Origin of the sequence: Allostella sp. (assembly GCF_041913585.1) — a bacterium.
Lineage (GTDB): Bacteria > Pseudomonadota > Alphaproteobacteria > ATCC43930 > Allostellaceae > Allostella.
In genome coordinates this window covers 1-10,703 of sequence record NZ_JAYSFE010000144.1, presented here as the reverse complement: position 1 = coordinate 10,703, position 10,703 = coordinate 1, and the positions used below count along the sequence as shown (strand labels likewise).

Genomic DNA, 10,703 nt, shown 5'->3' with positions numbered 1-10,703 from the left:
ACCGCATCGTGCAGCGCCGCCAGGTGGCCCTGCTCGGCGCCCGCTCGGTGCCGCTGGTGCCGCAGCCGCAGGCGGTGCGCGACTGGGCGATGCTGGGCTTCTGCGCCGCCGTCGGCGCCGTCATCCTCGGCATCCTCGCCACGGCCGTCTATGCCTCGCTGGTCAAGCTCTGGCCCTACAACCTGTCGCTCGGGTTCCAGAACTACGTCTTCGAGGATTTCGATTCCGACGGCTGGTCGTCCTACTACAACAGCCTGCGGATGGCGGCGGGGGTCGCCCTGTTCGGCACGGCCTTCGTCTTCACCGGCGCCTATCTCGTCGAGAAGGGCAAGGGCGCCGGCTGGGCGCGGCAGTTCCTCCATCTCCTGGCCATGGTGCCGCTCGCGGTGCCGGGGCTGGTGCTCGGGCTCGCCTACGTCTTCTTCTTCAATGCCCCGGGCAACCCGTTGGGCGGCCTCTACGGCACCATGACGCTGCTCGGGATCTGCACGGTCGCGCACTTCTACACGGTCGCCCATCTCACGGCGACGACGGCGCTGAAGCAGCTCGACCCGGAGTTCGAGGCGGTCTCGGCCTCCCTCCAGGTGCCGTTCTGGCGGACGTTCCTGCGGGTGACGGTGCCGGTCTGCCTGCCGGCCATCGTCAACATCGCCATCTACCTCTTCGTCAACGCGATGACGACGGTCTCGGCGGTGATCTTCATCTACACCGCCCAGACCAAGCTCGCCTCCGTCGCCATCGTCAACATGAACGACAGCGGCGCCATCGCGGCGGCGGCGGCCATGGCGGTGGTGGTGACGGCGACCTCCGCCGCCGTCAAGCTGGTGGAGACGCTCGTCTCCGGCGTGCTGCTGCGGCGGTCCCAGCGCTGGCGGCAGCGCTGACCGCCGGGGCGGGATCGGCGGCGTAGAGCGCCCGGTACCAGATGTCGCTCAGGATCTGGGCGATCGTCTCGGGATCGTCGGCGAAGCGCACCAGCGGCGGCTCGCTCGCGCCGTAGACCTTGCGCAGCAGCGCGTCGACCGCGCCGATGACCGCATGGATCAGCAGTTCCTGGCGGCGCGGCGGCAGTGCCGCGGCGGGCGCGCCGAAGCGGGCGATGCTGCGCGTCACCCGCGCCACCAGGCCGGCGTCCGCCCGGCTGCCGATCTCGGCGACCAGCGGGTCGTCCGAGCGCAATGTCAGGAAGCAGCGCATCAGGCCGACGTTGCGGCGGTAGACGTCGACATAGTGACGGTTGGCGGCGTGGATCGCCGCATAGGGGTCGTCGACCCGGGCGAGCGACGGCCGCATCCCGCGGATCGCCCCGAGGAAGCCGCGCAGCACCGCCAGCACGATCTCGTGCTTGCCGGCATAGTAGCGGTAGAAGGTGCCGTGGGCGAGGCCGGCCCGCTCGGTGATCTCGTCGACCGTGAGGCGGCCGTAGCTCGTCTCCTCCAGCAGTTCCGCCGTGGCGATCTCGAGCCGGAGCCGCGTGCGCTCGACCTTGCGGGCGCTGCGCAGGGCCGCCAGCTGCTCTGCCAGGTGCCGGGCATATTCGACGGCGGCCATCGCTCCTCCAGTGCGGACGGTTCCTCCAATGCACCAGCCGAAGGCCCGTTGACAAGAAATGACGATAGCGTCACTTTTCCCGATCAGAGGATCAGGGAAGGATCGGGGACGCAATGCAGCGGGCCGGCCAGGGTCTGGCGAAGGGTGCCTCGGTCGTGTTCCGCGGGCTCCGGCAGGTCTACGGCGCGACGGTCGCGCTCGAGGATTTCAGCCTCGAGGTCGCGGCCGGCGAGTTCCTGACCCTGCTCGGGCCGTCGGGCTCGGGCAAGACGACGGCGCTCAACGCGCTCGCCGGCTTCATCGAAATGAGCTCGGGCCACATCGCCATCGACGGCGTGCCGATCTCCGCCCTGCCGACCGAGAAGCGGAACATCGGCATGGTGTTCCAGAACTACTCGCTGTTCCCGCATCTCGACGTCCTCGACAACATCGCCTTCCCCTTGCGGATGCGCGGCGTGCCGCGGCGCCAGGCGCGCGAGCGCGCCCAGGCCGCGCTCGACCTGATCCGCCTGCCCGAGTACGGGCGGCGCATGCCGCATCAGCTCTCCGGCGGCCAGAAGCAGCGCGTCGCCTTCGCCCGCGCCATCGTCTTCGAGCCGCGCGTGCTCTTGATGGACGAGCCGCTGGGCGCCCTCGACCTCAAGCTGCGCGAGGCGATGCAGCTCGAGATCAAGCAGTTCCAGCGGCAGATCGGCTGTACCGTCATCTACGTCACCCACGACCAGGGCGAGGCGCTGACGCTGTCCGACCGCATCGTCGTCATGGACAAGGGCCGGGTGCTCCAGGTCGGCACGCCGAAGGAGATCTACGACCAGCCACGCACCCGCTTCGTGGCCGAGTTCATCGGCGTCAACAACCTGCTGCCGGTGATCGCGGGCGCGCCCGGCACGGCGGCGCTGGAAGGGGTGGGCGCGGTCGCGGCCGCGGTCCCCGACGGCGCCCGCTGGGCGGCACTCCGCCCGGAGGTGCTGGCGGCGGCGCCGGGCGAGGGCCCGATCGCCGGCACCATCACCGACGTCATCTTCCTCGGCGACGTGGTGCGCTACGCGGCGCGCTGCGACCGGGGCGGCACCCTGCTCTTCGCCCAGCGCCGCGAGCCGGGCGGCGGCGCCCATGCCGTGGGCGCCCGCGTCGCCTTCGCGATCGACCCGGCCGACATCGTCTTCCTGGCCGAATAGCGCCGGCCCCGTTCATCCGCTCCCGGAGGAAGGACCACCCGAGCATGACGAACATCTCCCGCCGCCGGTTCACGACCGGCATCGCCGCCGCCGGTGCGCTCGCCGTCCTGGCCGGCCCCGCCGCGGCGCAGGTCACGATCACCGTCAACGGGTCGGGCGGCAGCCTCGCCCAGACCATCACCCGGATCTACGAGGAGCCCTTCGCCAGGGAGACCGGCATCAAGGTCCGGGCGACGGCGCCGGTCAGCCTGCCGAAGCTGAAGGCGATGGTGGAATCGGGCAACGTCGAGTGGGACATGACCGAGCTCGGCGGCTCTGACGTCATCGAGGCGACGAAGCACGGCTGGCTCCAGCCGGTCGACTGGAAGTTCGTCGACCCCGACAACAAGCTGCCGGACATCGCCAAGCGGCCGAACGCGATGGTGACCGCGACCTTCTCGACCGTGCTCGCCTACCGCACCGACAAGTTCCCGGCCGGCAAGGCGCCGAAGAGCTGGGCCGACTTCTGGAACGTCAAGGACTTCCCCGGCCCGCGCGCGCTGCAGAACTCGCCGGTCGGCAATCTCGAGTTCGCGCTGCTGGCGGACGGCGTCGCGCCGGACAAGCTCTATCCGCTCGACGTCGAGCGCGCCTTCAAGAAGCTCGACCAGATCAAGGACAAGATCACGGTCTGGTGGACCACCGGCGCCCAGCACGTCCAGCTCCTGGTCGACGGCGAAGTGGTCATGACCTCGGTCTGGAACGGGCGCATCACGCCGCTCCGCAGGGAAGGCCGTCCGGTCGCCATTACCTACCAGGGCGGTTCGCTGCAGCTGTCCTACTGGGGCATCCCCAAGGGCGCCAAGCACCCGAAGGAGGCGATGATGTACATGCGCACCCGCCTCGACGCGGCGAAGGGCGAGCAGTTCGTCTCCGAGGTGCCCTATCCCGGCTTCATCCCGGGCCTCGTCGAGCGGCTGAAGCCGGAGGTGGCGCGCGACCTGCCGATCCATCCGGACAATGTCGCGGTGCAGTTCCGCTTCGACCCCGAATGGTGGGCCGAGCGGCGGGCGCCGCTGACCGAGCGCTGGAACGCCTGGCTGCTGCAGTAGCCGCAAGGCCGGGGGACCCGCCCAGATGAGCCGCCGCCGCTCGCTCCAGCTCGCCCTCCTGCTCGGGCCGGCGGTGGCGCTCATCGGGCTTCTCTTCCTCTACCCGCTGTTCGGGGTGATGAAGCAGAGCCTGTTCAACCCGGGCTTCACCCTCGAATCCTTCGACAAGCTCGCGACCTCGCCGGTTGCGGCGATCGTCCTCCGGCGCACCTTCCTGCTGGCGCTGACGGTGACCCTCCTGTGCTGCGTCCTCGGCTACCCGATCGCCTACTACCTCGCGACCATGTCGAAGCGCTGGCGCGCCTTCTTCCTCTACCTGATCCTGCTGCCGTTCTGGATCAGCGTGCTGATCCGCACCTACACCTGGATGGTGCTGCTCGGCCGCGAGGGCCTCGTCAACAAGGCACTCCTCGGGCTGGGGCTGGTCGACCAGCCGGTCCAGATGCTGTTCACCGGCTTCGCCGTCCACCTCGCGATGGTGCAGATCCTGCTGCCGATCATGATCCTCACCTGCTTCGCGGCGATGGTCGAGATCGACCCGCAGCTCGTGCGCGCCGCCCGCACGCTGGGCGCCTCGCCGTTCAAGGCGTTCGCCCGCGTCTTCTTCCCGATGAGCATCGGCGGTGCCGCGGCCGGCGCCATCATCTGCTTCATCCTTTCGCTCGGCTTCTACGTCACCCCGGCGCTGCTCGGTGGGCGGCGCAACATCATGCTGGCCAACCTGATCGACTTCGAGGTCCACCAGACGCTGAACTGGAGCTTCGCCTCGGCGCTGGCGCTGGTGCTGCTGGCGGCGACCCTCGTCCTGCTCGCCCTCTTCCGCCTCGTCGCGCCCGAGCGGCGCCTGCACGGCTGAGAGGGCCGCGCGCGATGACCCGCTTCCTGCTCGGCGTCTATTTCGCGATCGCGGTCGCCTTCCTGGTGATGCCGCTCGTCCTGCTGGTGCCGATCTCGCTGACCGACAGCCAGTTCCTCGAGTTCCCGCCGCGGCAGGTCTCGCTGCGCTGGTACCGCGAGTTCTTCGTCGACCAGAGCTGGGTCGCGGCGACGATGCTGAGCTTCAAGGTGGGGATCGGCGCGACCGCGGTCGCGCTCGTCGTCGGCACGCTGGCCTCGGTCGCGATCGTGCGCGGCAGCTTCCCCGGCCGGCGCCTGCTCCACGCCCTGCTGGTCGCGCCGCTCATCATTCCGACGGTGATCCTGGCGCTGGCGCTCTTCATCGTCTTCCTGCGCTGGAAGTGGGTCGACAACGTCCCGGCGCTGATCTTCGCGCATGCGGTCTGTGCCCTGCCCTACGTCGTGCTGATCGTCTCCTCGGCGCTGCGCAGCTTCGACACGACGCTGGAGCGGGCGGCGCGCGTGCTCGGCGCCAGCCCGGTCCGCGCCTTCTTCAGCGTGACGCTGCCCTATCTCGGGCCGTCGATGTTCGCCTCCTCGCTGCTCGCCTTCTTCGCCTCCTTCGACGAGCTCATCATCACGCTCTTCGTCTCGGGCGGGCTGCAGACCCTGCCGGTCCGCATCTGGACCGACCTCATGCTGCGCCTCGACCCGACGGTGGCGGCGGCCGCGACGATGCTGATCGTCGTCAGCGTCGTCGGCATGGCGGTCGCCGAATATTTCCGCCAACGCAACGTCCGCCGCTACGGGGGCTGACCCCGGCGGCACCTCCAGGAGAGCCCGACTTGAGCCTGTCCCTGCTCGATCACGTCGCCGCCCTGCGCGCCCGCATCGAGGCGACGCCGTTCGCCCGCAATCTCGGCGCCTTCGTCGACGAGGTCGTCGCCCGCAACGGCGGTGCGACCCTGTGGACCTTCTTCGACGAGCAGCGCAGCGCGACCTATGCCGAGGCCAAGGTGGCGATCGACCGCATGGCCGAGGCGCTCGCCCATGCGGGCGTCCGCCAGGGCAGCCATGTCGGCGTCATGCTGCCCAACGTGCCCGAGTTCCCGACCACCTGGTTGGCGCTCGCCCGGCTCGGCGCCGTCATGGTGCCGATCAACATCGGCTACACGGCGCGCGAACTGCACTACGTCCTGACCGATTCCGAGGCCGGCTTCCTCGTCATCGACCGCTCCTGCCTGCCGACGCTGGACGCAATGAATGCCGAGACGCCGGTGCTCGACCACGACCACGTCCTGGTGCTGGGCGGCGACGGCACCGCCGGACGGCCGCTGGAGGCGCTGCTGCGCGACGCCCCGGCGCGGCGCGGCCCGTGGCCGGAGCCGGCGCTCGATGACCTGATGAACATCCAGTACACGTCCGGCACGACGGGCTTCCCCAAGGGCTGCATGCTGACCCACCGCTACTGGCTGACGCTGGGCAAGGTGGCGGCGATGCGCGGCGAGGACGAGTGCCGCCGCATCCTGGTGGCGCAGCCCTACTACTACATGGACCCGCAGTGGCTGCTGCTGATGGCGATGTACAGCGACGGCCAGATCTTCGTCGCCCGCCGCGCCTCGTCCAGCCGCTTCATGGACTGGGTGCGGGCCTACGACATCGAGTACTGCCTCTTCCCCGGCGTCGTCGACAAGGAGCCGCCGTCGCCCCTCGACCGCCAGCACAAGCTGAAGCGCGTCTCGATCTTCGGGCTCGCCCGCCAGGCCCATGCCGACCTGGAGAAGCGCTTCGGCATGATCGCGCGGGAATCCTTCGGCATGACCGAGGTCGGCTCGGCGCTCTTCATGCCGCGCGAGGCGACCGACATGGTCGGCTCCGGCTCGTGCGGCGTGCCCTCGCCCTACCGCGAGGCGAAGATCTGCGACGAGGCGGGCAACGAGGTGCCGACGGGCGAGATCGGCGAGCTCTGCATCCGCGGGCCCGGCATCCTGCTCGGCTACTACCGCAAGCCCGAGGCGAACGCCGCCAGCTTCCGCGACGGCTGGTTCCGCACCGGCGACCTCTTCCGCCGGGACGAGCGCGGCTTCCACTACATCGTCGGCCGGGTCAAGGACATGATCCGGCGCTCGGGCGAGAACATCGCCGCCCGCGAGGTCGAGGCGGTGATCCGCGAGATCGACGAGATCGCCGAGGCGGCGGCGGTCGGCGTTCCCGACGCGCGCCGCGGCCAGGAGGTGAAGGCCTACATCGTGCTGAAGCCGGGCGTCGACCGGTCGGCGGTGTCGCCCGAACGGTTCTTCGCCCACTGCGAGGCGCGGCTCGCGAGGTTCAAGGTGCCGCGCTACCTCGAGTACCGCGACAGCCTGCCCAAGACCCCGTCGGAGAAGATCGCCAAGCAGCGCCTCGTCGACGAGAAGCCGGACCTGCGCGCCGACAGCTACGACCGTGTCGACGGCGTGTGGCGCTGAAGAGAGGGAGACGGACCATGCCGCTCGACTACGAGAAGAAGGGCCACATCGCCTACTTCACCATCCGCAACGGATCGGTGAACCCGATGACGCCGGCGCTCCACAAGCAGATGTACCAGACGATGCTGGAGTTCCTCGCCGACGAGGAGGTCCGGGTCGGCATCATGACGGGCGCCGGCGAACGGGCCTTCTCCGCCGGCGACGACATCAAGACCCAGTACACGAGCTACCAGACCCCGGCCGAGGAGATGTCGGCCCATCTCTGGTCGCGCCACCGGGTCGAGGAGGAGGAGCCCCGGACCTTCGCCTGGTCGCGCGACGTGCTGGCGCTGGAGCGCTTCAAGCCGATCATCGGCGCGGTGCGCGGCTACTGCCTCGGGCAGGGGATGATCTATCTCCTGCACCTGACCGACATCCGCGTCGCCTCCGACGACGCCAGGCTGGGCTTCCCGGAGATCGCCTACGGCATGGGCGGCGCCGGCGGCTCGTCGCGCCTGTCGCGCCACCTGCCCCACGTCGTCGCCCTCGAGATGCTGCTGACCGGCGACCCGATGTCGGCGGCGGACGCGCTCCGCTACAACCTCGTCAACCATGTCGTGCCGGGGCCGGACGTGATGGCCAAGGCGGAGGAGATCGCCGCCCGCATCGCCCGCCATCCGCCGCTCGCCGTCCGCATCGAGATGGAGGCCTACTACCGATCGATCGACCAGACCAAGCTCGACGCGCTCGCCTTCACCAAGCATCTCTACCGCATGCAGCGGATGGCGCACGGGACCGGAAGCGAGAAGGTCGGCCGGTTCCTCTACAAGAAAGACGATGCCGGCTGAGTCCGCCCCGAAGCTTCGTATTGTGACAGTCGGCCGGCGGCCCTAGGGTTGCCGGCCATCCGGGGAAGCAGGGGATCCGAGCATGCAGCCGAGGGACGTTCGCACGGTCGCCGATGCCAGGGCCATCGTCGAGGCGCGGGGCCTGACCCACGTCAAGGTGGGGGTGTTCGATGCCGACGGCATCCTCCGCGGCAAGTACATGTCCCGCGCCAAGTTCTTCTCGGCGCTGGAAGGGGGCTTCGGCTTCTGCGACGTCGTGCTCGGCTGGGATTCCAACGACCAGCTCTACGACAACACGACCTACACCGGCTGGCACACCGCCTATCCCGACGCGCCGGTGCGGGTCGTCCCCGAAAGCTGCCGCGAGATCCCGTTCGAGGCGCCGGGCCTCTTCTTCCTGGCGGAGTTCGCGCCGCCGGCCGACACGATCTGCCCGCGCGGCACGCTGCGGCGGGTCCTCGACCGGGCGAAGTCGATGGGCTTCCGGGTCAAGGCCGCGGTCGAGTACGAGTTCTTCGTCTTCGACGAGACGCCGCACTCGGTGCGCGAGAAGGGCTACCGCAACCTGAAGCCGATCACCCCCGGCTATTTCGGCTACTCGGTGCTGCGCAACTCCGTCTGGTCGGACTTCTACCGCGAGCTGCTCGAGACCTGCGAGCGCATGGACCTGCCGATCGAGGGCCTGCACACCGAGACCGGGCCGGGCGTGCTGGAGGCGGCGATCACCGTCGACGATGCCCTGAACGCGGCCGACAAGGCCGCACTCTTCAAGACCTTCGCCAAGATCGTCGCCCAGCGCCGCAACCTGATGGCGACCTTCATGGCCAAATGGTCGCCGGACTGGCCCGGGCAGTCGGGCCACATCCACACTTCGCTGACGGACCTCGACGGCAAGCCGGTCTTCCGCGACGCGGACGGCGAGGGCGGCATGTCGAAGACCATGCGCCACTTCGTCGCCGGGCAGCAGGCGCTGCTGCCCGAGGTGCTGGGCATGGTGGCGCCGACGGTCAATTCCTACACCCGCCTCATCCCCGGCTTCTGGGCGCCGACCAGCGCCACCTGGGGCATCGAGAACCGGACGACGGCCTTGCGCGTCATCCCCGGCGGCGAGAAGTCGCAGCGCGTCGAGTACCGCATCGCGGCGGCCGACGGGAACCCGTACCTCGCGCTCGCCGCCGCCATCGGCAGCGGCCTGTGGGGCATCGAGCACGGGCTGGAGCCGACGCCGGCTGTCCGGGGCAACGCCTACGAGCAGAAGGCGCAACGCCGCCTCGCGCTGCCGGCGACGCTGGGCGAGGCGGCCGGCCGCCTGAAGGCGTCCAAGGCGGCGCGTGCCCTCTATGGCGACGCCTTCGTCGACCATTTCGCCGCCACCCGCGAGTGGGAGGAGCGGGAGGCGCGCCGCGCCATCACCGACTGGCAGCTCGCCCGCTACTTCGAGATCATCTGAGAAAGCGCCGCCCGATGTCCGCCCCTGCCGACGCCTATCGCCACCTCCGCGCCAACTGGAGCTATCCGACCGCCGTCCGCTTCGGCGTCGGCCGCCTGAAGGAACTGGCCGGCGCCTGCCGCGCCGCCGGGATCGCCCGGCCGCTCGTCGTCACCGATCCGGGCTTGGCGAAGCTGCCGCTCCTGGCACAGGTGATGGACCTGCTGAAGGAAGCCGGGCTGCCGGCTGCCCTCTTCTCGCAGATCAAGCCGAACCCGGAGGGCCGGAACATCGACGACGGCGTCGCCGCCTTCCGCTCGGGCGGGCATGACGGCGTCGTCGCCATCGGCGGCGGCAGTGCGCTCGACGCCGGCAAGGCGATCGCCTTCCAGGCCGGGCAGACCCGGCCGCTCTGGGACTTCGAGGACATCGGCGACTGGTGGACGCGCGCGGACGCGGCCGCCATCGCCCCCATCGTCGCCGTGCCGACGACGGCCGGGACCGGCTCGGAGGTCGGTCGCGCCTCGGTCGTGACGCACGAGCCGACCCGGACCAAGAAGATCATCTTCCACCCGAAGATGCTGCCGGCGATCGTCATCGCCGATCCCGCGGTGACGGCGGGCCTGCCCGCCAACATCACCGCCTGGACGGGCATGGATGCGCTTGCCCACAATCTCGAGGCCTATTCCTCGACCTACCATCACCCGCTCGGCGACGGCATCGCGGTCGAGGGCATGCGGCTGGTGAAGGAGTGGCTGCCGCGCGCGGTCGCCGACGGCAGCGACCTCGAGGCGCGCGCCCACATGCTGGCGGCCGCCAGCATGGGCGCCATCGCCTTCCAGAAGGGGCTGGGTGCCATCCACGCGCTGAGCCATCCGGTCGGCGCCGTCTACGACACCCACCACGGGCTGACCAACGCGGTGTTCATGCCCTACGTGCTCGCCTTCAACCGCCCGGCGGTCGCGGCGAAGCTCGACCGGGCGGCGGCCTATCTCGGCCTCGAGGGCGGCTTCGACGGGTTCCTCGCCTGGGTGCTGGAACTGCGCGCGCAGCTGAATATCCCGCACGCCGCGGGCGCCCTCGGCATCGAGCCGGCGAGGCTCGACATGCTGGCCGAGATGGCGGCGGCCGACCCGACTGCCGGCGGCAACCCGGTCAAGGTCGGCGCCGCCGAGCTGCGCGGCCTCTACGAGCGGGCGCTCGCCGGCACCGTCTGACACCAAGTCCGCAGTTCAAGGACTCATGGTGGCGGCCAGCGTCCGTGCGTCCCTCGACTTCGCTCGGGATGAGAAAATTCAATCAAAACAATAGCGTCCCTGATC

General features: G+C 69.9%; 10 protein-coding genes. 9 read left to right on the top strand and 1 reads right to left on the bottom strand.

Annotated elements, in window-relative coordinates; genetic code table 11:
- The coding region (locus ACE3Q3_RS20545) for an ABC transporter permease subunit (protein WP_374449111.1) at positions 1–884 on the top strand (884 nt) is incomplete at its 5' end.
- Here the strand turns inward: ACE3Q3_RS20545 and ACE3Q3_RS20540 are convergent.
- Entirely contained in the window at positions 817–1,551 is a 735-nt protein-coding gene (locus ACE3Q3_RS20540; RefSeq protein ID WP_374449110.1) for a TetR/AcrR family transcriptional regulator, read from the bottom strand. The two genes, ACE3Q3_RS20545 and ACE3Q3_RS20540, sit on opposite strands and share 68 nt — an antisense overlap.
- 113 nt (positions 1,552–1,664) lie before the next feature.
- Between ACE3Q3_RS20540 and ACE3Q3_RS20535 the strand changes: the two genes are divergently transcribed.
- The 8 genes from ACE3Q3_RS20535 to ACE3Q3_RS20500 all read left to right on the top strand — a co-directional run bounded on the left by ACE3Q3_RS20535 (position 1,665) and on the right by ACE3Q3_RS20500 (position 10,598).
- On the top strand, positions 1,665–2,729 hold the full coding sequence (locus tag ACE3Q3_RS20535; RefSeq protein WP_374449109.1) for an ABC transporter ATP-binding protein: 1,065 nt from the start codon (positions 1,665–1,667) through the stop codon (positions 2,727–2,729).
- A gap of 44 nt (positions 2,730–2,773) precedes the next feature.
- Positions 2,774–3,820 carry an ABC transporter substrate-binding protein gene (locus ACE3Q3_RS20530; RefSeq protein WP_374449108.1) on the top strand — a complete coding sequence of 349 codons (1,047 nt, stop codon included), beginning with the start codon at positions 2,774–2,776 and terminating at the stop codon, positions 3,818–3,820.
- A 25-nt stretch (positions 3,821–3,845) separates the two neighbouring features.
- Positions 3,846–4,676 (top strand): ABC transporter permease, encoded by an 831-nt coding sequence (locus tag ACE3Q3_RS20525; protein ID WP_374449107.1) that lies wholly within the window; start codon positions 3,846–3,848, stop codon positions 4,674–4,676.
- A gap of 14 nt (positions 4,677–4,690) precedes the next feature.
- Positions 4,691–5,473 carry an ABC transporter permease gene (locus tag ACE3Q3_RS20520; RefSeq protein ID WP_374449106.1) on the top strand — a complete coding sequence of 261 codons (783 nt, stop codon included), beginning with the start codon at positions 4,691–4,693 and terminating at the stop codon, positions 5,471–5,473.
- A 29-nt stretch (positions 5,474–5,502) separates the two neighbouring features.
- On the top strand, positions 5,503–7,125 hold the full coding sequence (locus ACE3Q3_RS20515) for a class I adenylate-forming enzyme family protein (protein ID WP_374449105.1): 1,623 nt from the start codon (positions 5,503–5,505) through the stop codon (positions 7,123–7,125).
- A gap of 17 nt (positions 7,126–7,142) precedes the next feature.
- On the top strand, positions 7,143–7,952 hold the full coding sequence (locus tag ACE3Q3_RS20510; RefSeq protein ID WP_374449104.1) for an enoyl-CoA hydratase/isomerase family protein: 810 nt from the start codon (positions 7,143–7,145) through the stop codon (positions 7,950–7,952).
- A gap of 82 nt (positions 7,953–8,034) precedes the next feature.
- Positions 8,035–9,402 (top strand): glutamine synthetase family protein, encoded by a 1,368-nt coding sequence (locus ACE3Q3_RS20505; protein WP_374449103.1) that lies wholly within the window; start codon positions 8,035–8,037, stop codon positions 9,400–9,402.
- A gap of 14 nt (positions 9,403–9,416) precedes the next feature.
- Entirely contained in the window at positions 9,417–10,598 is a 1,182-nt protein-coding gene (locus tag ACE3Q3_RS20500) for an iron-containing alcohol dehydrogenase (protein ID WP_374449102.1), read from the top strand.
- Positions 10,599–10,703: the final 105 nt, after the last annotated feature.

Bases quoted from the DNA above. Each gene is read 5' to 3' on its own strand.
- ACE3Q3_RS20525 (WP_374449107.1), top strand. From the start codon at position 3,846: ATGAGCCGCCGCCGCTCGCTCCAGCTCGCCCTCCTGCTCGGGCCGGCG.
- ACE3Q3_RS20535 (WP_374449109.1), top strand. From the start codon at position 1,665: ATGCAGCGGGCCGGCCAGGGTCTGGCGAAGGGTGCCTCGGTCGTGTTC.
- ACE3Q3_RS20500 (WP_374449102.1), top strand. From the start codon at position 9,417: ATGTCCGCCCCTGCCGACGCCTATCGCCACCTCCGCGCCAACTGGAGC.
- ACE3Q3_RS20530 (WP_374449108.1), top strand. From the start codon at position 2,774: ATGACGAACATCTCCCGCCGCCGGTTCACGACCGGCATCGCCGCCGCC.
- ACE3Q3_RS20520 (WP_374449106.1), top strand. From the start codon at position 4,691: ATGACCCGCTTCCTGCTCGGCGTCTATTTCGCGATCGCGGTCGCCTTC.
- ACE3Q3_RS20505 (WP_374449103.1), top strand. From the start codon at position 8,035: ATGCAGCCGAGGGACGTTCGCACGGTCGCCGATGCCAGGGCCATCGTC.
- ACE3Q3_RS20540 (WP_374449110.1), bottom strand. From the start codon at position 1,551: ATGGCCGCCGTCGAATATGCCCGGCACCTGGCAGAGCAGCTGGCGGCC.
- ACE3Q3_RS20510 (WP_374449104.1), top strand. From the start codon at position 7,143: ATGCCGCTCGACTACGAGAAGAAGGGCCACATCGCCTACTTCACCATC.